Genomic DNA, 21,803 nt, shown 5'->3' with positions numbered 1-21,803 from the left:
AACGCCGGGTGCGAGCGCGCTCGGGCGACCTACTCCGGGCGACGCCAATCGCCCGAACGGCCACCGGATTTCGCGAGTAACCGCACGGTCTCAATCTGCACGGTCTTGTCCATGCCCTTGACCATGTCGACGATCGCGAGAGCCGCGACCGACACCGCGGTCATGGCTTCCATTTCGACGCCCGTGCGGTCGGCGGTGCGCACGGTCGCGGTGACGGCGACACCGTCATCCGTCACTTCAAGGTCGACGGTCGCGCCGTGCACGCCGATGATGTGGGCGAGCGGCAGCAGTTCGGCGGTGCGCTTAGCGGCTTGGATGCCAGCGATGCGAGCGACCGCGAGAACGTCACCCTTGGGAGCGTTGCCCGAGCGCAGCGCCTCGATGATCACGGGGGAGCAGCGAACGAAACCCTCCGCCGTCGCTTCGCGCACGGTCGGGGTCTTGGCGGTGACGTCCACCATCCGGGCTTGGCCAGCGGAATTGAGGTGCGTGAAAGGCTGATCGCTCATGACACCAGTGTGACAGCCAGCAGGTCGCCTTCGCGTACCTCGGTCACATCCTCGGGCACGAAGGCCAACGCGTTGGCGCCAGCCAAGCTCGCAACGAGATAGGAACCGGCGCCGCCCGCGCTTGCGGGACGAACGGATGCAGCCCCCGCCTCATCCTGTTCGACGACGGCCGGCATAGCTTGCGCCCGCCCCGCAGGGCTGCGCCAGCCCGTCGCGACGGTGGCGGTGAGAGTGCGGCGGTGGACCGCTGACCGGCCCGCCATCGTGAGCAGCGCGGGGCGCACGAAGGTCTCGAACGACACGAAGACGCTCACGGGATTGCCGGGGAGGGCGAAGATCAGGGGGCCCGTGGTGTCGCCCACCGGGAACCGGCCGAACCCTTGGGGCTTGCCGGGCTGCATCCGCACCGGTCCGAACCAGACGCCGAGCGGGGCGAGCACAGCTTTCACCACGTCGTAGGCGCCGACGCTCACGCCGCCCGAAGTGACAAATGCATCGACCTCGGGCGCATGTTCCTCGAGCATCTCGCGCAGAGCATCATCGTCATCGGCAACCGAGCCGAGCTGAACGGGAATGCCGCCACACTCGGTAATCATCGCCGCCAAGAGCAGCGAGTTCGAGTCGTGAATCTGGCCACGCTCCAGCGGCTCTCCGGGCTTGCGCAGTTCAGTGCCGGTCGAGAGCACGCCGATGCGCGGTGCGGGGTGAACCGTCAGGATGCTGACTCCGGATGCCGCGGCGGCCGCCAGATCACGGGCGCCGAGAACGCGCCCTTCCGTCAGCACGGGATCGCCCATGCGCACATCGGTACCCGTGCGGCGGATGTGGGCGGCGGGATTCGGGGCGCTAAAAATAAGAACGGTGTCGGTGCCCTCATCGGTGTCTTCGATGGGCACGATGCAGTCCGCGTCAGTAGGCACCGCGGCACCAGTCATGATCCGGGCAGCTTGACCGGGCTGCAATGACGGGTTCTCGGCGGAGCCCGCGGGAAGGTCAGCGACCACCCGGAGCGCTATCGGTGTCTCTGCTGTGGCGGAGACGGCATCCGCGCGTCGGAGCGCATAACCGTCCATCGCGGAGTTATCGAAACTGGGAACATCGACCGTGGCGTGCACGTCGGCGGCGAGGGTGAGCCCCAGCGCCTGCGCGATCGGAACGCTGACGACCGGCAATGGTGCGACGTTCGCCAGAACGCGGGCGAGGTGCTCCGGGATGCTGATCGATGCGGGGGAGGCCGCCATTATTCTGCCGTGCCGAACGGTGCCGGACCGGATGACGCCGATCCCGATGGCTCTGCGCTGGATGTTGCCGAGCCGGATGATGCTGCAGACTCCGGTGCCAAGTCCGACGCAGCGGCAGCAGCAGCGGGCTGGGTGGCATCGCTCGCGGCGGCGAGCGCAGCTCTCGAGAGAGCATCCGCGCTTCGAATGGCCGAGGACGGGTCGGTTCCGGCCGCGGCGGCCAGACCAGCGGCGTAGCCGACAAGGAATGTCGTCACGGGAGCCGCGGGCCGGATCACTGAATGCGCAGCGACCCCGGCGAGATCCAGAATTCCATCGACATCCATCGCGGCACGAAACTCATCGCTGGCGATGCCCAGCTCGCTGCTGAGGTGCGCGGCCCAGTCGTCGAGGCGTTGGCGTTCTTCGGAGTTCATTGTGCGGCTTCTTTCGTTTCTGTGGTCGGTTCAGTGGCGCCGAGGCGAGCTGCGTCTTCCCACGTATCAACATCATCGGTGGCTCCGGGCAGAGCCACCACGGGCTCCAGCCTCAGCGGTTCAATCAGTTTTCTCATCGAGAGCCCGGTCAGGCCGTCGGCGTCGAACCGCGCGAGGGCGCTCTGGAGGGCGCGGCGGCGATACAGGCAGGCAAGCGGCTGACGGTGACCAGTCGCATCGACGGAAATCACGCCATCCACGTCGGCGGGAGCGGCAGCGAGGGCATCTACGAGCGCTGGCACCTGGGCAGCAATGCCCGGCATGTCACAGGCAAGAACAAGGATGGCGTCGCTCTCGCTGGTGCCGTTGGTCGCGAGGTGGTGAACGCCGGCGGCAAGCGCAGCAGCGGGCCCCGAAAAGGGCGGATTCTCGCGCGTGATGAACACCGTAGTGTCCACGAGGTCGGGATCAATGGGGCCGACAACGATGCAGGTGCGCGCCACACTGGATGCCGCCGAGAGCGCGTGCTCGAGCAGGCTGCGGCCTTGCACGCGGAGCGTTGCTTTCGCCACAGATCCCAATCGGGACGAGCGACCTCCGGCGAGCACCGCCGCATCGATCAGCATGCAGCCACTCTAAGCGACGGTGCAATCGGCGTCACTATCCGGCGCGAGTTGTGGTCGCTGCTGCCGTAGCTGCCACCACCGAGATAGTCTCGATTGCGGGGCGGCGCAGAATCCGCGGCGCTCCCGAGGAGGCAGGCAGCGTGAGCAGAATCACCGCACGACGCAAGATCACCCGAGTGACTATCGGTTCGCCTCCGGCATCCCGGGAGGATGTTCTCGCGGTGGAGGAGCCGCTCGAGATGCGCGTCAACGGGCGCTCGCTTGCCGTCACAATGCGCACCCCCGGTGACGACTTTGACCTCGTCGCGGGCTTTCTGGTTTCCGAGGGAATCATTACCTCGGGCGAGCACTTTTTCGCCGCACGGTACTGCGCTGGTGCCACCGTCGACGGAGTGAACACCTACAACGTCGTTGACGTCACCCTGGCGCCGGGCGTGCCGGCCCCCGATCCCAGCCTGGAGCGATCGTTCCTCACGACCAGTTCCTGCGGACTGTGCGGCAAGGCGAGCATCGATGCCGTGCGCACCAAATCGGCGTTCTCTGTCGCCGAGGATGCCGCGCGAATCGACGCTGAGCTGCTGACGACGTTCCCCGAGAAGCTGCGCGAAGCGCAAGACGTGTTCGAGAAGACGGGTGGATTGCACGCGGCGGCGCTGTTCGATGGAGTGACGGGCGAGATGCTGGTGGCGCGCGAAGACGTCGGGCGGCACAACGCCGTCGACAAGGTCATCGGCTGGGCCGTTAAACAGAATCTGCTGCCCCTGTCGGGAACCGTGCTCATGGTGTCGAGCCGGGCGAGCTTCGAACTCGCGCAGAAGGCCATGATGGCGGGGATCCCGGTTCTGGCCGCCGTCTCTGCACCATCCTCGCTGGCCGCAGAATTTGCCGAAGAGGTTGGAATGACGCTCGTCGGCTTCCTGCGCGGACAGTCGATGGTGCTCTACGCCGGGCAAGAACGCATTGTGCAGAATGAGTCTGTCGACGCGAACTGAGCGTACGGCCCCGCGCTAGCTCATCTGCGGGGCATCGTCTTCCACCGCGGGGATGAATCGCACCGCCATCGCCTTATAGCCGGGCGTATTCGATTCGCGCGCAACGAGCTCGCGGTGCACGAGGTTGTTCGCTTCGGGGAAGTACGCTGCCGCGCAGCCCCGCGGGGTCGGGTAGAAGACGAGGCGGAACTTGTCTGCCCGGCGCTCCTGCCCTTGGAACGTGCTGATGACATCCACGAGGTCGCGGTCGGCGAACCCCATGTCGGCGGCATCGTCCTTGTTGATGAGGATGACGCGACGACCACCCGAGATTCCTCGGTAGCGGTCATCCAGACCGTAGAACGTGGTGTTGTACTGGTCGTGGCTGCGCATCGTCTGCAGAATCAAGTGCCCGGGAGGCGGCGTCAGATACTCGAGCGGGCTCACCGTAAAGCGGGCCAGACCGATGTCGGTGGCGAAGCTGCGGGAGTCGCGGGGCGGGTTAGGCAGCACGAACCCGTTCTTGGTCCTCAACCGTGCATTGAAATCGGCGAAGCCCGGCAGCACGCGTGCGATGTGGTCGCGGATAACGTCGTAGTCCTCGGCCATCGCTTTCCAATCCACCGGGTGATCCTCGCCCAGAGTGGCGATGGCCATGCGGGCGATGATGACGGGTTCCGCGAGCAGGTGATCTGACACCGGCGACAACCGACCCTGGGTGCTGCGCACGACCGACATGGAGTCTTCGACCGACAGCACCTGACGGCCGCTCGGATGCTTGTCGTCGGTATCGGTGCGACCTAGCGTGGGCAAAATCAACGAGGTGAGTCCGTGCACCACATGAGAGCGATTCGGCTTGGTCGACACGTGAACGGTTAGGCCCACCCGCTGAAGTGCGTTACCGAGCGCTTCGGTGTCCGAGGCGGCGAGCGCGAAGTTTCCGCCCATCGAGACGAACACGTCGACGTTGTCGTTCTCGAACGCTTCGACGGTGTCGACCGAATCGAAGCCGTGCTCGCGGGGCGAAGTGATTCCGAATTCCTTGTCGAGGGCATCCAGCATCCACTCGTGTGGCTTCTCCCACACACCCATCGTGCGGTCGCCCTGCACATTCGAGTGGCCGCGCACGGGGCACGCACCGGCGCCGGGCTTGCCGAAGTTGCCCTGCAGCAGGAGCAGGTTGATGATCTCCTTGAGCGTGTTCACGGAATGAGGCTGTTGCGTGAGACCGAGTGCCCAGCAGATGATCGTGGCCTTCGACTCGACCATCATCTGAGCAACCTTGGCGATCTGGAGGCGAGAGAGGCCTGTCGCTGCTTCGGTCTCATCCCAGTCGATCGTCTTGCGCGCGGCCCGGTAGGCATCGATGCCGTCGGTGTTCGCTGCGATGAACTCGTGGTCAACAACGGAGCCGGGAACCCGCTCCTCTTCCTCCAGAAGCAAGTGGCCGAGCGCCTGGAACAGCGCGAGGTCGGCACCGACCTTGATCTGCAGGAATTCGTCGGCCAGGTTGGTGCCGCCCCCGACGACTCCCTTGGGGGTTTGTGGATCCTTGAAGTTGAACAGCCCGGCTTCGGGGAGCGGATTGACGGCGACGATCTTGCCACCGCGGTCTTTACATTCGGCCAGCGCCGACAGCATCCGCGGGTGGTTCGTGCCGGGGTTCTGGCCAATGACAAAGATGAGTTCAGCCTCATGGATGTCTTCGAGCGAGACGGTGCCTTTACCGATACCAATCGTGGGGTTCAGAGCGGAACCGGATGATTCGTGGCACATGTTCGAGCAGTCCGGCAGGTTGTTGGTGCCGATCGAGCGCGCGAAGAGTTGGTACAGAAACGCCGACTCATTGGCCGTGCGGCCGGAGGTATAGAAGACCGTGCGCTCGGGAGTGGTGGCGCGGATCTTCTCGCCGATGAGCTCGAAGGCGTCGTTCCAGGAGATCTGCGAGTAGTGAGTGTCGCCGGGGCGGATGACGACCGGATGCGTGATGCGGCCCTGGTTGCCCAGCCAGTATTCGGTCTTCTCCGACAGCTCGGCGATGGAATGCTGCGCCCAGAAGTCCGGAGTGACAGTGCGCAGCGTGCTTTCTTCGGCGACGGCCTTGGCGCCGTTTTCGCAGAACTCCGCAACCTTGCGATGGCCTTGCGATTCCGGCCAGGCGCAGCCGGGGCAGTCCGTGCCGTCACGTTGGTTCAGCCGCAACAGTGAGCGTGCGGTGCGGGTCACACCTGCCTGCGCGATTCCCCGATCCAAGGCCACGAGCACGGCTTCAACGCCGGCCGCCGACTTTTTCGGCTTCTTGACGAGCAGGTCGTCTTCATTGATGTCGTCAACCGGTGCTCCACGTTTCATCTCCCCATACTGCCCCCAATCGATGGAAATTCGTAGACAATCTTGACCAAACATCTAAGAATTGATCAGGTTAACGGTTAGCCTGTGATTCGCGGCCGATTTGCCGACAGCAACGTTGCTGTCCTGCACGCTTATTTGTACCGAGGAGAATGTCCATGAGCTGGCTTGATCGAGAACACACCATTGCCCCTCCCGGCTTCAATCGCTGGTTTGTTCCGCCGGCCGCATTGGCGGTGCACTTGAGCATCGGTCAGGCCTACGCCACGAGCGTCTATAAAACCGCGCTCGTTGATCACTTCGACGCGAGTCTCACTCAGATCGGTGTCATCTTTTCGATCGCCATCGTCATGCTCGGGTTATCGGCCGCGATTATGGGAACGTGGGTTGACCGCAGCGGTCCGCGCAAGGCCATGTTTGTCGCCGCGCTGTTCTGGTCGAGCGGCTTTGTGATCGGTTCGCTCGGTATCTTCTCCAACCAGTTGTGGTTGGTCTACGTCGGCTACGGCTTCATCGGCGGTATCGGACTCGGGATCGGCTATATCTCGCCGGTGTCGACCTTGATTAAGTGGTTTCCGGACCGTCCGGGCCTCGCAACCGGCATGGCCATTATGGGGTTTGGTGGTGGCGCGCTGATCGCCAGCCCCGTTTCTACGGCATTGCTTGCGCTCTACGATCCCAACGCGGGAACCGAGGGCTGGGTGGCCAGCGGTGATGCCGTTGGCAAGTTGTTCCTCACGCTCGGGCTCATCTACCTCGCGTACATGATGTTTGGCGCGTTCACGATCCGGGTGCCCGCCGACGACTGGACTCCGGCCGGATTCGACCCGACGAAGGTCAAGGCAAAGTCATTGGTCACTAGCAATCACGTCTCGGCGAGCAACGCGATCAAGACACGCCAATTCTGGCTCGTATGGATCGTGCTCTTCTGTAACGTCACGGCGGGGATCGGCATCCTCGAGCAGGCGGCTCCCATGATCCAAGACTTCTTCCGACAGGCCGACGGGCAATCGTTGGTCACAGCCGCCGTGGCCGGTGGTTTCGTCGGTTTGCTGTCGATCGCCAACATGGGTGGCCGGTTCGTCTGGTCGTCCACGTCCGATATCACCGGGCGCAAGAACATTTACATGATCTATTTGGGCGTGGGGGCGGTGCTGTACGTGCTGCTGGCTCTGGTGGGATCCAACACGACGGCGCTGTACGTGGCGCTCGCTTTTGTGATCATCTCGTTCTACGGCGGCGGTTTCGCCACGGCGCCGGCGTACTTGCGTGACCTTTTCGGCACGTTCCAGGTGGGCGCCATCCACGGTCGACTGCTCACTGCCTGGTCAGCAGCTGGCATCGCTGGCCCGCTGATCGTGAACTCGTTCTTGGATGCCCAGGGTGCGCCTGGCGAGCTGACCGCTGCGGCGTACCAGCCCGCGCTGCTGACCATGGTGGGACTGCTCGTCGTGGGCTTCATCGCCAACCTCATGGTGCGGCCCGTGAATTCCACCTTCCATGAACCGTCCACAGTGGGGTCGAAAGACCTCACGATCTCCGCGGAGGCCTGACATGAAGAAAGCACAACTCGCGATCGTCTGGGCGTTGGTCGGTATTCCGCTGCTCTACGGAGTATTTCAGACCATGACGAAGGCTTCGGCGCTGTTCGGCTGAGCAAGCGGCGGGCGAGCGAGGGTCGAGCGGCGGGTGAGCTGTCGAATAGCCGAGCACTCATATCGAAGATGCGGGGCAAACGCCCTGAAAGCTCCGCAGTTGCGGTGTTACGCTGTAAATTATGGCGCAATATCGGATTAGTGAGGCTGCAGGGCTCCTCGGAGTAAGCGACGACACCGTGCGGCGCTGGATCGCGACCGACGATCTACCCGTCGCGCTCGACGACGCCGGTCGCCAAGTGGTCGACGGTGCGCACCTTGCTCACCGCGCTCAAGAGCGTGCGCAGCAGGCCCAACTGGCGGCAGCGGCATCCGAGTCAACGAGCAGCGCTCGCAACCGGATGGTCGGGCTCGTCACGGGCATCCTCAGCGACACCGTGATGTCTCAGGTCGAGCTGCAGTGCGGCCCGCATCGCATTGTGTCGCTCATGTCGACGGAAGCGGTGCGCGACTTGAAGCTCGAAATTGGTTCGCTCGCAGTCGCCGTCGTGAAGGCGACGATGGTCGTGGTTGAGGCGCCGAAAGACGGCTCGTAGTGATGTGGGGTGCGCGACAGCCGCGGCAACGGGGCAGGCGGGCACGACGCCGAGTTGGCGTGCTGACGGCGGTCGCCGCCGTCGCGATTGCAGGCTTGGTGGGGCTTTCCGGATGCTCGGCAGCCGACCCGGCACCGGCATCCACGTCTTCTGACGGCGCACTGCAGGGTGAGCTCACGATTTTTGCGGCGGCCTCGTTGACCGCGTCGTTCACCGAGCTGGCCGAGGCATTCAGCGCGGAGAATCCCGGCGTCACCATCGCGCCGATCTCCTTCGACGGCTCCTCTACTCTGGCCACCCAGATCAGCGAGGGTGCGCCGGCCGATGTCTTCGCCTCCGCGGATGACGCCACGATGCAGCAGATCGGTGACGAACTAGCTTCTGCCCCTGTTGCGTTCGCCACTAACGAATTGCAGATTGCGGTGCAGCCCGGCAACCCGCTGGACATCACAACCCTGGGCGATTTGGCGGAGCCCGGCGTGCAGGTTGCCCTGTGCGCGCCCGCGGTGCCGTGTGGTGCGGCAGCCCGCATCCTGCTCGACGCCGCCGCGGTCGACCTCACACCGGTGACCGAAGAACAGAACGTCAAAGCGGTGCTCACCAAGGTTGAGCTCGGCGAAGTGGATGCGGGGCTCGTCTATGTCACCGATGTGCAGGATGCGGCGGGTGCGGTCGACGGTGTCGCGATCGCCGACGCGGCAACGGCTCGCAACAACTACCCGATCGCCGTGCTGAACGAGGCTGCGCAGCCGGCCATCGCGGAGGCATTCGTGGACTTCGTGCTCTCGGCGCCGGGGCAGAGCATCCTCGCGAGCTACGGATTCGTGAAGCCATGAGTGCCGTCTCGCGCACGACTGCAACCGCCGGCTCCGGCATCCCGCGCCTGCTGTACCTGCCCGCAGCTCTCGGTTTCGCCCTGTTGATCTTGCCCCTCATTGGGCTGTTTCTGCGTGCCGACTGGCCGAGCGTTCCGGCCGCGATTGTCTCGGACGAAGCGCAGTCGGCGCTCTGGTTGTCGTTGCAGACGGCGCTCGCCGCAACGGTGCTGTGTCTCATCGTCGGCATTCCGCTCGCGCTCGTGATCGCTCGCTCGGGCAACCGCTTGGCGGGGCTGTTGCGCGCGCTCACCACGCTCCCGCTCGTGATGCCCCCGTTAGTCGGAGGCATCGCGCTGCTGTACCTTCTCGGACGCAACGGGCTCGTCGGCAGCGTGCTCGAACTGTGGTTCGGCATCAGCATTCCGTTCACGACGGGAGCGGTCGTGATCGCGCAATCCTTCGTGGCGCTGCCGTTCCTGGTGATCTCCGTCGAGGGCGCGCTGCGCACCGCGGGTACCCGCTACGAGTTGGTCGCGGCCACGCTCGGCGCCGGGCGCTGGACAGTATTTCGGCGGGTCACGCTGCCGCTCATCATGCCGGGCGTCATTGCCGGAACCGTGCTGTGCTTCGCTCGTGCCCTCGGTGAATTTGGGGCCACCGCCCTCTTCGCCGGCAACGCTGCCGGAACGACCCGCACCATGCCGCTGGCCATCTACACGGCGTTCAACGGCGCCGGCGTGAGCCAAGATTCGGCCATCGCTCTGTCGCTGCTGCTCGTGGTTGTTGGCATCGTCATCCTCCTTCTGCTGCGCAGCTGGCGCACAACCCCGGAGCTCTGAGCCATGACGCTGGATGCCACCATGCAGGTGAGCCGCGGATCGTTCACCCTCGACGCGAGCGTCACCGTCGCGCCCGGCGAGACGCTCGCTCTGCTGGGCCCGAACGGCTCCGGAAAGTCGACGCTGCTCGCGGTGATTGCGGGGTTGCTCGTCCCTGAGCTCGGCACGGTGTCGGTCGACGGTCGAGTACTGACCGAGGTTGCGAGCGCCCCTGACCACACCTCTGGGCGGGCCGCCGATCGGGCTGGCCGTGGGCGCGCTCGTCGCGGTCGCGTCGGTGACGAGCACGCTGGTAGTCGGCGGATGACCGTGGTGCCGGCTCATCGTCGTCGCATCGGGTTGCTCGGGCAAGACCCGCTATTGTTCCCGCACCTGAGTGCTCTCGAGAATGTGGCTTTCGGGCTGCGCGCACACGGCATGAGAACGGACGAAGCGCGGGACCGAGCATCCGAATGGCTCGACGCCGTGGGGATGAGCGACTACGCAGCCCGCACACCTGCCGAGCTCTCGGGCGGCCAGCAACAGCGTGTGGCAATCGCCCGCGTGCTGGCGATCGAGCCGGATGTGCTGCTCTTCGACGAGCCGATGGCTGCCCTCGATGTGCAGAACGCCTCGCTCGTGCGAACCCTGCTGCGCGAGTGTCTGTCGGCCCGCGTCTTCGCCGCCCACATCGGAATCGGTGGCCGCCCGCCGACGGCGCCTGCCACGATCGTCGTTACGCACGATGTGGTGGATGCCATGGTGCTGGCCGACCGCGTCGCCATCATGGATGCTGGCCGCATCATCGACAGTGGCGACGTCGCTCGGGTTCTGGGCGAGCCCGTGAACCAGTTCGCGGCCGCGCTCGTCGGCCTCACCGTGCTGCACGGCATTGTCGAAACCAGCCAGCTCGTGCGGCTCGCGGATGGGCGTGCTCTCGCCGTCGACAGCATCGTGCCGGCGGTCGGTACGGAAGTTTCGGTCGCGTTCCCGCCGTCCGCGGTGACGCTGCGCCGGGAGTCGCGGGGTGCCGCTCGGGCCGACGGTGCTGCGACTGCAGCGCCCGGAGTCGCGGACTCCGCACGTGTCGAGCCCGCCGCATCCGCCCCGCCTCTGCCGCATGAATGGCTCGCCACCGTCGATCTGCTCGAGCCCGGACTCAAGGGGATCCGCGTCACGCTCCTAGGCAACACCGTCGTGGCTGAGGCGTCGGCCGCCGATCTGCTCGCGCGCGACATCGCGCCGGGGGACCGCGTCGTGGCGTCCGTCGATCCGTCTCAGATCACGGCCTATCTGCGCCGCTAATCGGCGCTCCCCGCGAGGGTAATCTGCACCACACAGCGGAACTTTTAATCCTCTGAACAGTCCCGTCGCTCTTGGGATGCGCGTTGCTAAGATTTGCTCATGCGCGTGACGAAACTCAGAGTGTATCCAGTGAAGTCGTTTGCCGGCGAAGACGTCGAATCTGCCGCGGTGAATCCGTGGGGTCTTGACCAGGATCGCCGCTGGGCCATCGTCGATAGCGCGGGCGACACTCTCACCGCTCGCCGCCACAACCAGCTGCTTGGCCTCTCGGCGCACGCCCTGAGCGAGACGGCAGTTCAGCTCTCTGACCGCGAGGGCTCCAGCGTGACCGTCGACATGGCGGATGGCGGCGACACGATTGAAGTGAGCCACGACGGGCAGGGCACCGCGCTTGCCGCTCACGGAGACGTCAACCGTTGGTTGAGCGAACGTGTCGGCCTCGACGCACGACTCGTCTGGCAGTCCGACCCGACCGTGCGCGCGATCGACCCCGAAGACGGCGGCCAGCCCGGAGAAGTTGTCTCGCTCGCCGACGGTGGCCCGCTGCTGCTCGCTTCCGAAGCGTCGCTTCGACAGCTCGACGAGTGGACGGATGAGAACGACGAACCGCTCGACATGATCCGATTCCGCCCCAACGTGATCATCGACGATCTCGAACCCTTCGTCGAAGAAAGTTGGACGCACGTCACGATCGGCGACGTGCGCTTTCGCGTCACCATGATCTGCGACCGCTGCGTGATGACCACGATCGAACCCACCACGCTCGAGCGCGGCAAGGAACCGATTCGAACCCTGGCGCAGCATCGCCAGCGCGACCACAAAACGTGGTTCGGCATCCGCCTGGCTCCGCTTGATGGCGGTCGCATTCACGTGGGCGATGCGGTCGAGGCGACGACCTCGGAGGTTTCGCAGCCCGCAGCGGGATAGTGTGACGGAATGAGTTCCTCCGCGGTAGTGCCTCCTTCTGCGAACGCGCTCGCAGATGTGGCGGCGAACGCCCTCGTGGATACCCTCGGCCGGCCGCTGCACGACATCCGTTTTTCGGTCACCGACCGGTGCAATTTTCGGTGTGTGTACTGCATGCCCAAGGAAGTTTTCGGGGCTGACTACGCGTTCATGCCGCGCGACGAGCTTCTGAGTTTTGAAGAGATCACGCGGCTGGCGCGCATTGCCGCGCTGCACGGTGTGGAGAAGATTCGTCTCACTGGCGGCGAACCGCTACTACGCAAAGGGCTTCCAGAGCTGGTCGGAATGCTGTCGAAACTCACGACTCCGGCGGGCAAGCCCCTCGACCTCGCGGTCACGACCAATGGCTCCGCGCTCGGCCACCTTGCGGTCGCGCTGAAGGAAGCCGGGCTCAAGCGCGTCACGGTATCGCTCGACTCCCTCGACGACGCGACCTTCCAAGCCATGAACGACGTGAAGTTTCCCGTCGCGAAGATTTTGGCTGGTCTCGATGCCGCCCACGCCGCCGGGCTCGGCCCCATCAAGATCAACATGGTCGTGAAGAAAGGGCACAACGACAAAGACATCGTCGCGATGGCGCGCCACTTCAAAGACACCCCGTTCATCCTGCGCTTCATCGAGTACATGGATGTCGGCACCACCAACGGCTGGCAGCTCGGCGAGGTTGTGCCGTCGGCTGAGGTTGTCGCTCGCATCAACGCGGAGCTTCCCCTCGAAGAAGTCGCCCCCAACTACAGCGGCGAAACGTCGCAGCGCTGGCGATACCGCGATGGCGGCAACGAAATCGGTGTGATCTCGAGCGTCACGCAGTCGTTCTGTCACACGTGCTCCCGTGCCCGTATCTCGGTCGACGGCAAGCTCTACACCTGCCTGTTCGCGAGTTCGGGCCACGATCTGCGCGCGCTCATGCGCGACGGTTGCACCGACGACCAGCTGTCGGATGCCATGGCGAGCCTGTGGCGAGAGCGCACCGACCGCTATTCAGAGTTGCGTTCGCTCAACACTCCGCGCCCAGCCGGAGCCGATGGCACCAAGCCCGGCGCCAAGAGAATTGAAATGTCGTACATTGGTGGCTGACATGACCCTGCACATCCGCTATTTCGCCGCTGCCGCCGAGGCTGCCGGGCGCGATGAAGAGCACCTCGAGATCGAGGCCGGAGCCACCCTAAGCACGCTCAAGGCCCTGCTCATCGAACGCTACGGCGCCCTCATGCAGCGCGTCGTGGAGTCGGGGTCGTTCCTGATCGACGGCGTTGTTCGCCGCGACCCCGCGCACGCGGTGGGTGCCCGCGTCGACGTGCTGCCGCCGTTCGCCGGCGGCTAAGGCCAGACGCGACCGACCCGCGGTGCCGCTTCGGCAACGCGACCCAGCGACGCACGACCCGCAGCGCCGCTTGGGAAACGCGACTCAGCTGTGCGTGACTCAGCGACCTACGTCCGCGCGGAGCGACTCGCTACAGCCCGACCCATTCGGTCGCGCCGCCGGCGAGCTGCTGACGTTTCCAGATCGGCACCGTCTTCTTAATGCGCTCCACGAGCAGTTCGCACGCCTCGAAGGCTTCGCGGCGATGCGCGGCAGAGACCGCTGCCGAGAGGGCGATGTCCCCAATCTGGAGCAGCCCGACGCGGTGCGCCGCCGCAATCGCGAGGCCCGTTTCGGCCGCCACTTCAGCGCAGCACCGAGCGAGCAGCGCCTCGGCTTCGGGATGCGCCTGGTACTCCAGCGACCACACTTCATTGCCGCCGTCGTGATTGCGCACCACACCCGAGAACACGACGACCGCGCCCGACGCGGGGGACTCCACAGCGCGACGGATCGCGGCTTCATCGATGGCGGCATCCGAGATGAGGGCGAAGCTGGCCGGGGTCTGATCGTTCACTTTTAGTACCTCGCGAGCGCAGGATCAATGACCTGCGAGTAGTCGTCGATGCCGCCAACCAAGTGGCGGATGTTGGTGAAACCGGCGCCCTGCAATAGGCGCAGAGCGCGTTCGCTGCGGATTCCGTGATGACAATATACGACGACTGGAATATCGGCGCGGATGTCGGCAAGCCGGCCCTCAAGGCCACCAAGCGGAATCAGCTCCGCCGTCTCAATCGCGGCAATCGCAAACTCGAAGGGCTCCCGAATATCGATCAGCTGCAGCGCAGCCTCCGTGGAGAGCAGGGCCGCGAGTTCGCGCGAATCGATCTCGTCGCTCACGCCGCCGGCAGCGTCGCTTCCGCTCGTCGCGCCAAGCGCGCCGGTCGCGCCGGTGGCGCTCGTGTCGCCGGCCCCGCTCGAACCAATGGCAGCAGGCGTCAGACCGCAGAACAGTTCGTAATCAATCAACTCGGTCACGGCATCCACTTCGTCGCTCACGGCGTATTCAAGTTCGCGAAAGCGCCCGCTGAGCGCGTCGTAGGTAGTGACTCGGCCCAGAAGTGGTTCGCCGATTCCGGTGAGGAGCTTCACGGTTTCGGAGCACATGATGCCGCCGATGATCGCGCACACGGTCGGCAGCACTCCGCCTTCGGCGCACGACGGCACGGTGCCCGGCGCGGGGGGAACAGGAAAGAGGTCGCGGTAGGTGGGGCCTAGGCCCGCCCACGCCACACCGGCTTGGCCGCCGTAGCGCAGGATCGCACCCCACACGAGCGGTATTCCCGAAAGCGCCGCGGCGTCGTTGACGAGGTAGCGCGTGACGAAGTTGTCGCTGCCATCGAGCACGAGGTCGTAGGTGGCGAAAAGTTCGAGAGCATTGCTGGAATCGAGCCACACGTTATGGGCAACGAACCCAATCTCGGGATCGACTTGCGCGACCGTGTCCGCCATGGAATCGAGTTTGCTGCGCCCGATGTCGGCGACCCCGTGGGCGAGCTGGCGGTGCAGATTGGAGAGCTCAACGGCATCCGTATCGATCACACCAATGGTGCCGACGCCCATCGCGGCGAGGGCAGGGATGGTGGCGCTGCCGAGGCCACCCGCGCCGACGACAAGCACTCGCGCGTGAGCAAGGCGACGCTGGGCGATCTCACCAAAGTCAGGATTGGCCAGCTGGCGTGAGTAACGAATCAGACGTTCGGAGCTGAGCGGTGCGCCCGGCTCGACGAGCGGCTGGCGGTCAGTCTGAGCAGGCAATGTCACGAGGCGATCCTTACCGCGCCGAAAGCGGCACAACCACGATTCTACCGTTTCGGATGCTGCGAAGTCGGGCTTAATCGCAGCGTCGCTGCCGACCGATAGGGTGTGTGCGGGCCGGAGATCTCGGCCCACCACCCGATAGAAGGAGTACCCCATGGAAGCCGCCGTAATCGCCGCCTGGACGTTTGTTTCTGAAGCGCCGATTCCCGAAGACGTCATGCCTATGCTCCTGCCGGGCGAACAGCCCATCGCCGCGTACAAGACGTTCCGCGACAGCGCCGTGTTCACCAACAAGCGCCTTATCGTTCGTGACGCTCAAGGCATCACGGGCAAGAAGGTGGAGCTCTACTCGCTGCCCTACTCGAACGTGCTCATGTGGTCCTCTGAGAACGCGGGAACGCTCGACTTCAACGCTGAGCTCGAACTGTGGACCCGCGCCGGCCACATCAAGATCAAGGTTGGCAAGGCCATCGACGTGCGCAAGCTCGATATGCTCATCGCCAACGTGGTCATCGGCGCGAGCTAACACCGCGCACACGCACAGGCACGCGCATACGACGGGGTGGGGCAATGAAAACAGACTTCAAGAAGACGCTCGACGCGTATAAAGCGCGCCACAACGAATTCAGAATTCTGGATGTCCCACCCCAGCAATACCTGATGGTTGACGGTCACGGGGCGCCCGGTGAGGGCAGCGAATACACGACCGCGATCGCCGCGCTGTATCCCGTGGCCTACACGCTGAAGTTCGCGAGCGAGGCGCTCGACCGCGACTATGTGGTGCCGCCGCTCGAGGCGCTCTGGTGGGCCGAGGATATGGCCGCGTTCACGACCGGGCGCGACAAATCGCAGTGGGGCTGGACGGTGATGCTGCTGACTCCCGAGTGGATCACCGAGCAGATGTTTCAGGATGCCGTGACGGTGGTCGCTGCCAAGAGCAAGACGGGCAGCAGCAAGACTCCCGACAGCCTGCCCGCCGACCTCGGCAAAGTTCGTCTCGAGACCCTCGCCGAGGGGCTGTGCGTGCAAACACTCCATCTCGGCCCCTACGACGATGAGGCCGAGATTCTGGCGCAGCTGCACGACGAATTCATCCCCGAGCAGGGGTTGCGGATGACCGGCAAGCACCACGAGATCTACTTCAACGACTTTCGCAAGGTCGAGGCATCCAAACTTCGCACCCTGCTGCGGCAGCCGGTAGAGCGGGCCTAAACACGCGAGCCTGTTCGATCGCGGGCGTGAGCAAGCGGGCCCGCGCAACCGCGTCGCGCGAACCAAGCAACGGCCGGTCGTTTAGGCTGATCCGATGGAGAATTCTGAGCCGCAAGGCGCGTTCCTCACGCCGCGGCGCGAGTGGGCTTATGCGTTTCGCCGCGCGTACCACGGCTTCATGTTGCACCGCGGAATCGACTCTGCCGCCACACTCGCGTTCTTTGCTGCGCTCACTATTTTGCCGGCCGCGCTCAGCATCGTCTCGGCTTTCGCCATCGCGCAGGGCAAAGAGCAGGCCGCCGATACGGTGCTTGATCTTGCCGATGAGATTTTGAAACCGGCCACGCTTGATCTCTTCACCGAACCGCTCACTCAACTGTTTTCCGTCGGCAGCCCTGTCCTTGCGTTGATCATCGGCGTAGCCCTGAGCGTGTGGTCGCTGTCGAGCTATGCGACCGCTTTCGGTCGGGCCGCCAACAGTGTGTACGAAATCCAAGAGGGTCGCCGGTTCGTGAAGTTCCGTGGGCTGATGCTGGTTCTCTCCGCCTTCTTGCTGATTGCATTCGCTGCCGTCGTCACCCTGCTGCTCACCACTACTCGGGTCGCGACCGCGATCGCGGAAGCCCTCGGCTTTGGCGAACCCTGGATCACGATCTGGGCCTACGGTCGCTGGCCAGTACTCGCCGCCATCCTCACCATGATCATCGCGGTGCTCTACTACTACACGCCCAACGTGCGCCACGATCGGATGCGGTGGGTCAGCACCGGGGCCCTGTTCGCGATCATTGCCTGGGGTCTCGCCACCACAGGCTTTGGTTTTTACGTGTCGACGATCGCCAATTACGACCGGGTCTACGGTTGGCTCGGCGGAGCACTCGCCGTTCTCATCTGGTTGTACATCAGCAACCTCGCGCTCGTGGCCGGTATCGAAGTGGATGCCGAGTTCACGCGCCTGCGTCAGTTGCTAGCCGGTGTTCCCGCCGAAAATACCGTGCAGCTGCCGCTGCGTGACACCTACCGCAATCTCGTGCTCGCCCGTCGCCAGGCGGCGGACGAAACGCGGGGGATCGCGATTCGCAATCGCTCTACGGAGTAGTCAGCAACTCGACTTGCACGATGCGGTCGTCTCCTTCGCGAGGGTCACCGCGGCCATCCGTGTTGTTGGTGAGCATCCAGAGGTTGCCGTCGGGGCCGGGAATGACATCGCGAAGGCGCCCCACATCGTCGGTGAACCAGCCTTTCGATGGCACTGTCGGGTCGTTCGGATGAATTTCCCAGAGCCGTTCGCCGCCGAGACCAGCCATGAAGAGCGTGCCTTCGACGGCGGTGAGGCCGCTGGGGCTCGCATCGTCGGTGGCCCATTGATACGCGGGGGCAGTGAAGCGCGAGTCGGCGGAATCTCCCTCCACCACCGGCCAGCCATAGTTGGCGCCCGCAGTGATGACGTTCAACTCATCCCAGGTATCTTGACCGAACTCGGATGCCCACAACTGTCCGTCGGCATCCCAGGCCAGTCCTTGGGGATTGCGATGGCCGAGAGAGTAGACCAACGAATCGGGGAACGGGTTATCGGCGGGAACCGAGCCGTCAGGCGTCATCCGCAGAATCTTGCCATTGAGACTGTCGGGGTCTTGCGCCAGCTCGGGTTCGCTCGCGTCGCCGACCGTGGCGTAGAGCATCCCGTCGGGTCCGAACGCGATGCGGCCACCATTGTGCACCCGCGATTTCTGAAGGCCGGTAAGGATTTCGGTGCTGGCTCCCAGCGCGTAGCTGCTGGCCTCGCCTGTGAGGTCGAAACGGAGGATGCGGTTGTCAGTCGCGGTGGTGAGATAGGCATACAGCGTCGCGCCATCGAGGGTCGCGAGCCCGAGCAGGCCGCCTTCGCCATCGGGGGCAGCATCGCCGATCACCCCGACCTCTCGCAGGTTGCCGTCGGCGGTGAGTTCTTTCACCAGCCGAGTGTCTCGCTCGCTGATCAGCGTCGAGCCTGACTCCAAGCGCACCATCGACCAGGGGGCTTCGAGGCCGGTGACGATCGTTTCTGTTGGCGCTTCGGCGTCGACGGTTACCGACGAAAGCGACTGGGGCGGAACATCCGTCGTCGCGGCGGGGAGCGGATTCGACTGCGGGGCCTGAGTGCAGCCTGCGAGCAGGGCGAGGGCTGCTAGCGGGGCGAGAACCGTTAGATGCAGAGGGATCGAGCGCGGGGTGCGAGCACGCTGGTGAAGAAGCATGCGTCCATCCCACCCCACAATCGGTGCGGGCGAAAGGGCTTAGGCCGGATCGCCGCGCACCGGCACGCGGACGCTGCCCTTGAAGCTGCGCAACCGCAGGCTGTTCGTCACGACGAAGACCGACGAGAACGCCATTGCCGCGCCCGCGATGAGCGGGTTGAGGAGCCCGAGCATCGCGATGGGTAGGGCCGCCACGTTGTAGGCGAAGGCCCAGAACAGGTTGCCGCGGATGATGCCGAGGGTGCGCTTGGCGAGGCGAACTGCGTCCGCGACGACCATGAGGTCTCCGCTCACGACGGTGATGTCGCTGGCGGCGATCGCGGCATCCGTTCCACCGCCCATGGCAATGCCGAGGTCGGCGGCGGCGAGGGCAGCAGAGTCGTTCACTCCGTCACCGACCATTGCGACGACGCGGCCTTCGGCCTGCAACTGGCGGATGACGTCGAGCTTTCCCTGCGGAGTAATCCCGGCGTGCACATCGGTGATTCCGACCACACCAGCGACGGAGGCTGCCGCTCCGGCGTTGTCGCCGGTGAGCAACACGGGGCGCAAGCCGAGGCGGACGAACTCGGCAATGGCGTCCGCACTGCTTGCCTTTACGGTGTCGCCGACAACCAGCACGCCTCGCGCGTGGCCGGCCCACGCGATGACCATCGCGGTCGACCCGGCAGCTTCGGCTTTCTCGACCAGGGTGAGGGCGGCATCCGACACCGTTTGTTTGTGGTCGGCGGTGAGCCATGACGGCTTGCCGACGAACACGACGGTGCCATCAATCGTGGCCTGAACGCCGGTGCCCGCGTGGGCGGCGAAATCGGTGACGGCTGGCAGTTCGAGCGCGCGATCTTCAGCTGCTGCAACAACGGCCCGGCCGACCGGATGCTCGGAGCCAGCCTCGACGGCGGCGGCGCGAGCCAGCACGAGCTCCTCGTTTTCGCCCGCGAGCACCTCGATCGAGCTGAGGCGCATTTCGCCGGTCGTGACGGTGCCGGTCTTGTCGAGCACGATGGTGTCAACCGAGCGGGTCTGTTCAAGAACTTGGGGTCCGCTGATGAGGATGCCGAGCTGCGATCCGCGGCCGGTGCCCACGAGCAGGGCGGTGGGCGTTGCGAGTCCGAGGGCACAGGGGCACGCGATGACGAGCGTGGTGACGGCGGCCGTGAAAGCGAGTTCGATGGGCCCGCCGGCGATCATCCACCCGACGAAGGCAACCACGGCGAGCACGAGCACGACCGGAACGAAGATCGCCGAAACGCGATCGGCGAGACGTTGGATGTCGGCTTTGCCGGTCTGCGCGTCTTCGACCATGCGGCCGAGGCGGGCCAGTTCGGTGTCGCGGCCGACGCGGGTGATTTCGATGACGAGGCGTCCGCCCACGTTGAGGGTGGCACCGGTGACGCGGTCGTCGGGGCCGACTTCGACGGGCACCGATTCGCCCGTGAGCATGCTCGCATCGACGGCAGAGTTGCCTTCGATGACGAGGCCGTCGCTGGCGATCTTCTCGCCCGGGCGAACGACAACGCGATCGCCGACGACGAGCGAGGAGACGGCAACGCGCTGTTCGTTGCTGCCGTGCAGCACGGTTGCATCCTTCGCGCCGAGTTCAAGCAGGGCGCGAAGGGCCGCACCGGACTCGCGGCTGGCGCGCGCCTCGATGTACTTGCCGAGCAAGATGAAGACGGTGACGGCAGCAGCGACCTCGAGATAGATTTCGCTCGCGCCGCCGTGAGGGGTTCCGAAGAATGTCATCGTCATGTGCATGCCGGGCTCCCCAGCGCCACCGAAGAAGAGAGCGTAAAGCGACCAGCCGAAGGCAGCCGTGATGCCGAGGCTAATGAGCGTGTCCATCGTCGCGGCACCGTGGCGCGCGTTGGTGGCGGCGGCACGGTGGAACGGCCACGCGCCCCACACCACAACCGGTGCCGTGAGAGTGAGAGCCAGCCACTGCCAGTAGGTGAACTGCAGTGCCGGGATCATCGACATGAGTACGACCGGAACGGCCAGCGCGGTGGAGATCTGCAGGCGACGCAGCAACTGCGACGCCCAGTCGTCATCGCTGCTTTTCGCGCTGTTGCTGCCGGTGTCGCTGCCGTCGGCTTCGTCGCGTTCGTACACCGGTGTCGGGATGACGGCGCTATACCCGGCAGCCTTCACGGTTTCCAGAAACTGCTCGGTATCGGTGCCCTCGGGCGCGCGAACGCGAGCCTTCTCGGTGGCGTAGTTCACGGTCGCCTCCACACCGGGGAGCTTGTTGAGCTTGCGCTCGATGCGGCCCGCGCAGGAGGCGCAGGTCATTCCCGTGATGTCGAGCTCGACATCCAGCAGGTTGATGTCGCCGGCGGCGAGAGGTTCGGCGGGCATCAGAGGCTCGTGACGAGCGTGTAGCCGGCCTCCTCGATTGCGGCGCTGACGGTGGCGTCGTCGAGGGGTGATTCCGACGTGACAGAAACGGTGGAGGGCAGGCCCGAGGCGAGGTCAACGGTGACGGCGGTCACGCCATCCACTTCGCTGAGTTCTTCGGTGACACTGCTCACGCAGTGGCTGCAGGTCATTCCTTCGACCAGGTAATCGGCGGTGTGAGTCATGATTCTCCTTCTGTGGCCGCAGGCGCTCGGCGCGGGCGGAAGTTGTAGTGAAAAGCGAGTCTAGGAACGCACGAGGCGCGCGATCGCGGCACTCGCTTCGCGCAGTTTCTCGTCGGCAACGGGGCCGCCTTCGCGCGCGGCTTCGGCAACGCAGTGGCTGAGGTGATCATCGAGCAGGGCAAGCGCGACGGACTCGAGTGCCTTCGTCGCGGCCGACACCTGCGTGAGAACGTCGATGCAGTACGTGTCTTCTTCGATCATGCGGTGGATGCCGCGAACCTGACCTTCCGCGCGACGCAGACGCTTGAGCAGCTGCTCTTTATTGTCGTCGTAGCCGGGCATGAAGACCTCCGCGTGTGCGTTCAGATGATACCCCTTGGGGGTATCTCCATTAGACGCCTGTCGCGGAGAGAAGTCAACCGCGGCCGCGAGCGGTGTGCG

At 64.9% G+C, this 21,803-nt stretch carries 23 protein-coding genes; 12 read left to right on the top strand and 11 right to left on the bottom strand.

What is annotated here, in order from left to right; genetic code table 11:
• Positions 1–29 precede the first annotated feature (29 nt).
• Genes moaC through ESZ53_RS07575 form a run of 4 tightly spaced genes read right to left on the bottom strand, consistent with a single transcriptional unit; the run spans position 30 to position 2,792 of the window.
• Complete coding sequence (gene moaC / locus ESZ53_RS07590; protein ID WP_129072271.1) at positions 30–509, bottom strand: cyclic pyranopterin monophosphate synthase MoaC; 480 nt, start codon at positions 507–509, stop codon at positions 30–32.
• A complete protein-coding gene (gene glp / locus ESZ53_RS07585) occupies positions 506–1,750 on the bottom strand; it encodes a gephyrin-like molybdotransferase Glp (protein ID WP_129072270.1) in 1,245 nt (414 codons plus the stop codon). Before glp ends, moaC begins: the two co-directional genes overlap by 4 nt.
• The gene (locus ESZ53_RS07580; RefSeq protein ID WP_129072269.1) at positions 1,750–2,166 is read right to left on the bottom strand and encodes a DUF6457 domain-containing protein; all 417 of its coding nucleotides are present in this window, start codon (positions 2,164–2,166) and stop codon (positions 1,750–1,752) included. The genes glp and ESZ53_RS07580 overlap by 1 nt, the downstream gene beginning before the upstream one ends.
• Positions 2,163–2,792, bottom strand: coding sequence for a molybdenum cofactor guanylyltransferase (locus ESZ53_RS07575; RefSeq protein WP_129072268.1), 630 nt, complete (start codon positions 2,790–2,792; stop codon positions 2,163–2,165). Before ESZ53_RS07575 ends, ESZ53_RS07580 begins: the two co-directional genes overlap by 4 nt.
• A gap of 140 nt (positions 2,793–2,932) precedes the next feature.
• On the opposite strand from ESZ53_RS07575, the gene fdhD reads away from it, so the two are divergent.
• Positions 2,933–3,784, top strand: a complete 852-nt coding sequence (fdhD, locus tag ESZ53_RS07570) for a formate dehydrogenase accessory sulfurtransferase FdhD (protein WP_129072267.1) — start codon at positions 2,933–2,935, stop codon at positions 3,782–3,784.
• 15 nt (positions 3,785–3,799) lie between these two features.
• On the opposite strand, the gene ESZ53_RS07565 is transcribed toward fdhD, so the two are convergent.
• Positions 3,800–6,115 (bottom strand): FdhF/YdeP family oxidoreductase, encoded by a 2,316-nt coding sequence (locus tag ESZ53_RS07565; RefSeq protein WP_129072266.1) that lies wholly within the window; start codon positions 6,113–6,115, stop codon positions 3,800–3,802.
• A 155-nt stretch (positions 6,116–6,270) separates the two neighbouring features.
• Between ESZ53_RS07565 and ESZ53_RS07560 the strand changes: the two genes are divergently transcribed.
• The 8 genes from ESZ53_RS07560 to ESZ53_RS07525 all read left to right on the top strand — a co-directional run bounded on the left by ESZ53_RS07560 (position 6,271) and on the right by ESZ53_RS07525 (position 13,534).
• Positions 6,271–7,665 (top strand): OFA family MFS transporter, encoded by a 1,395-nt coding sequence (locus ESZ53_RS07560; protein ID WP_129072265.1) that lies wholly within the window; start codon positions 6,271–6,273, stop codon positions 7,663–7,665.
• Positions 7,666–7,889: 224 nt separating this feature from the next.
• Positions 7,890–8,303, top strand: coding sequence for a molybdopterin-binding protein (locus tag ESZ53_RS07555; RefSeq protein ID WP_129072264.1), 414 nt, complete (start codon positions 7,890–7,892; stop codon positions 8,301–8,303).
• Between the two features lie 59 nt (positions 8,304–8,362).
• Positions 8,363–9,139 (top strand): molybdate ABC transporter substrate-binding protein, encoded by a 777-nt coding sequence (modA, locus tag ESZ53_RS07550; protein ID WP_246837248.1) that lies wholly within the window; start codon positions 8,363–8,365, stop codon positions 9,137–9,139.
• Entirely contained in the window at positions 9,136–9,960 is an 825-nt protein-coding gene (locus ESZ53_RS07545; RefSeq protein WP_129072263.1) for an ABC transporter permease, read from the top strand. The genes modA and ESZ53_RS07545 overlap by 4 nt, the downstream gene beginning before the upstream one ends.
• A gap of 3 nt (positions 9,961–9,963) precedes the next feature.
• Positions 9,964–11,244 carry an ABC transporter ATP-binding protein gene (locus ESZ53_RS07540; RefSeq protein WP_129072262.1) on the top strand — a complete coding sequence of 427 codons (1,281 nt, stop codon included), beginning with the start codon at positions 9,964–9,966 and terminating at the stop codon, positions 11,242–11,244.
• Between the two features lie 99 nt (positions 11,245–11,343).
• Complete coding sequence (locus ESZ53_RS07535; protein WP_129072261.1) at positions 11,344–12,171, top strand: MOSC domain-containing protein; 828 nt, start codon at positions 11,344–11,346, stop codon at positions 12,169–12,171.
• Between the two features lie 9 nt (positions 12,172–12,180).
• On the top strand, positions 12,181–13,287 hold the full coding sequence (gene moaA, locus ESZ53_RS07530) for a GTP 3',8-cyclase MoaA (protein WP_129072260.1): 1,107 nt from the start codon (positions 12,181–12,183) through the stop codon (positions 13,285–13,287).
• Between the two features lies 1 nt (position 13,288).
• Entirely contained in the window at positions 13,289–13,534 is a 246-nt protein-coding gene (locus ESZ53_RS07525) for a MoaD/ThiS family protein (RefSeq protein WP_371683513.1), read from the top strand.
• 130 nt (positions 13,535–13,664) lie between these two features.
• Here ESZ53_RS07525 and ESZ53_RS07520 read toward each other — a convergent pair whose 3' ends face one another.
• On the bottom strand, positions 13,665–14,090 hold the full coding sequence (locus ESZ53_RS07520; protein WP_129072258.1) for a molybdenum cofactor biosynthesis protein MoaE: 426 nt from the start codon (positions 14,088–14,090) through the stop codon (positions 13,665–13,667).
• Positions 14,091–14,092: 2 nt separating this feature from the next.
• Positions 14,093–15,337, bottom strand: a complete 1,245-nt coding sequence (locus ESZ53_RS07515) for a ThiF family adenylyltransferase (protein WP_129072257.1) — start codon at positions 15,335–15,337, stop codon at positions 14,093–14,095.
• 151 nt (positions 15,338–15,488) lie between these two features.
• On the opposite strand from ESZ53_RS07515, the gene ESZ53_RS07510 reads away from it, so the two are divergent.
• The 3 genes from ESZ53_RS07510 to ESZ53_RS07500 all read left to right on the top strand — a co-directional run bounded on the left by ESZ53_RS07510 (position 15,489) and on the right by ESZ53_RS07500 (position 17,642).
• Positions 15,489–15,860, top strand: a complete 372-nt coding sequence (locus ESZ53_RS07510) for a PH domain-containing protein (RefSeq protein ID WP_129072256.1) — start codon at positions 15,489–15,491, stop codon at positions 15,858–15,860.
• 44 nt (positions 15,861–15,904) lie between these two features.
• Entirely contained in the window at positions 15,905–16,546 is a 642-nt protein-coding gene (locus ESZ53_RS07505; RefSeq protein WP_129072255.1) for a GyrI-like domain-containing protein, read from the top strand.
• Positions 16,547–16,640: 94 nt separating this feature from the next.
• Positions 16,641–17,642, top strand: coding sequence for a YihY/virulence factor BrkB family protein (locus ESZ53_RS07500; RefSeq protein ID WP_129072254.1), 1,002 nt, complete (start codon positions 16,641–16,643; stop codon positions 17,640–17,642).
• Here ESZ53_RS07500 and ESZ53_RS07495 read toward each other — a convergent pair.
• Genes ESZ53_RS07495 through ESZ53_RS07480 form a run of 4 tightly spaced genes read right to left on the bottom strand, consistent with a single transcriptional unit; the run spans position 17,632 to position 21,704 of the window.
• The gene (locus tag ESZ53_RS07495) at positions 17,632–18,780 is read right to left on the bottom strand and encodes a sorbosone dehydrogenase family protein (protein ID WP_129072253.1); all 1,149 of its coding nucleotides are present in this window, start codon (positions 18,778–18,780) and stop codon (positions 17,632–17,634) included. The two genes, ESZ53_RS07500 and ESZ53_RS07495, sit on opposite strands and share 11 nt — an antisense overlap.
• Before the next feature lie 39 nt (positions 18,781–18,819).
• Entirely contained in the window at positions 18,820–21,138 is a 2,319-nt protein-coding gene (locus ESZ53_RS07490) for a cation-translocating P-type ATPase (protein WP_246837246.1), read from the bottom strand.
• Positions 21,138–21,362 (bottom strand): heavy-metal-associated domain-containing protein, encoded by a 225-nt coding sequence (locus ESZ53_RS07485; protein ID WP_129072252.1) that lies wholly within the window; start codon positions 21,360–21,362, stop codon positions 21,138–21,140. The genes ESZ53_RS07490 and ESZ53_RS07485 overlap by 1 nt, the downstream gene beginning before the upstream one ends.
• 60 nt (positions 21,363–21,422) lie before the next feature.
• Entirely contained in the window at positions 21,423–21,704 is a 282-nt protein-coding gene (locus ESZ53_RS07480; RefSeq protein WP_129072251.1) for a metal-sensitive transcriptional regulator, read from the bottom strand.
• Positions 21,705–21,803 lie beyond the last annotated feature (99 nt).

This window comes from Salinibacterium sp. UTAS2018 (assembly GCF_004118935.1).
GTDB lineage: Bacteria > Actinomycetota > Actinomycetes > Actinomycetales > Microbacteriaceae > Rhodoglobus.
This window is presented reverse-complemented; position numbering and strand designations above follow the sequence as displayed.

Excerpts from the sequence above, each read along its gene's own strand:
- moaC (WP_129072271.1), bottom strand. The coding sequence starts at position 509 with ATGAGCGATCAGCCTTTCACGCACCTCAATTCCGCTGGCCAAGCCCGG.
- glp (WP_129072270.1), bottom strand. The coding sequence starts at position 1,750 with ATGGCGGCCTCCCCCGCATCGATCAGCATCCCGGAGCACCTCGCCCGC.
- ESZ53_RS07580 (WP_129072269.1), bottom strand. The coding sequence starts at position 2,166 with ATGAACTCCGAAGAACGCCAACGCCTCGACGACTGGGCCGCGCACCTC.
- ESZ53_RS07575 (WP_129072268.1), bottom strand. The coding sequence starts at position 2,792 with ATGCTGATCGATGCGGCGGTGCTCGCCGGAGGTCGCTCGTCCCGATTG.
- ESZ53_RS07565 (WP_129072266.1), bottom strand. The coding sequence starts at position 6,115 with ATGAAACGTGGAGCACCGGTTGACGACATCAATGAAGACGACCTGCTC.
- ESZ53_RS07560 (WP_129072265.1), top strand. The coding sequence starts at position 6,271 with ATGAGCTGGCTTGATCGAGAACACACCATTGCCCCTCCCGGCTTCAAT.
- ESZ53_RS07555 (WP_129072264.1), top strand. The coding sequence starts at position 7,890 with ATGGCGCAATATCGGATTAGTGAGGCTGCAGGGCTCCTCGGAGTAAGC.
- ESZ53_RS07545 (WP_129072263.1), top strand. The coding sequence starts at position 9,136 with ATGAGTGCCGTCTCGCGCACGACTGCAACCGCCGGCTCCGGCATCCCG.
- ESZ53_RS07540 (WP_129072262.1), top strand. The coding sequence starts at position 9,964 with ATGACGCTGGATGCCACCATGCAGGTGAGCCGCGGATCGTTCACCCTC.
- ESZ53_RS07535 (WP_129072261.1), top strand. The coding sequence starts at position 11,344 with ATGCGCGTGACGAAACTCAGAGTGTATCCAGTGAAGTCGTTTGCCGGC.
- moaA (WP_129072260.1), top strand. The coding sequence starts at position 12,181 with ATGAGTTCCTCCGCGGTAGTGCCTCCTTCTGCGAACGCGCTCGCAGAT.
- ESZ53_RS07525 (WP_371683513.1), top strand. The coding sequence starts at position 13,289 with ATGACCCTGCACATCCGCTATTTCGCCGCTGCCGCCGAGGCTGCCGGG.
- ESZ53_RS07510 (WP_129072256.1), top strand. The coding sequence starts at position 15,489 with ATGGAAGCCGCCGTAATCGCCGCCTGGACGTTTGTTTCTGAAGCGCCG.
- ESZ53_RS07505 (WP_129072255.1), top strand. The coding sequence starts at position 15,905 with ATGAAAACAGACTTCAAGAAGACGCTCGACGCGTATAAAGCGCGCCAC.
- ESZ53_RS07500 (WP_129072254.1), top strand. The coding sequence starts at position 16,641 with ATGGAGAATTCTGAGCCGCAAGGCGCGTTCCTCACGCCGCGGCGCGAG.
- ESZ53_RS07495 (WP_129072253.1), bottom strand. The coding sequence starts at position 18,780 with ATGCTTCTTCACCAGCGTGCTCGCACCCCGCGCTCGATCCCTCTGCAT.
- ESZ53_RS07490 (WP_246837246.1), bottom strand. The coding sequence starts at position 21,138 with ATGCCCGCCGAACCTCTCGCCGCCGGCGACATCAACCTGCTGGATGTC.
- ESZ53_RS07485 (WP_129072252.1), bottom strand. The coding sequence starts at position 21,362 with ATGACTCACACCGCCGATTACCTGGTCGAAGGAATGACCTGCAGCCAC.
- ESZ53_RS07480 (WP_129072251.1), bottom strand. The coding sequence starts at position 21,704 with ATGCCCGGCTACGACGACAATAAAGAGCAGCTGCTCAAGCGTCTGCGT.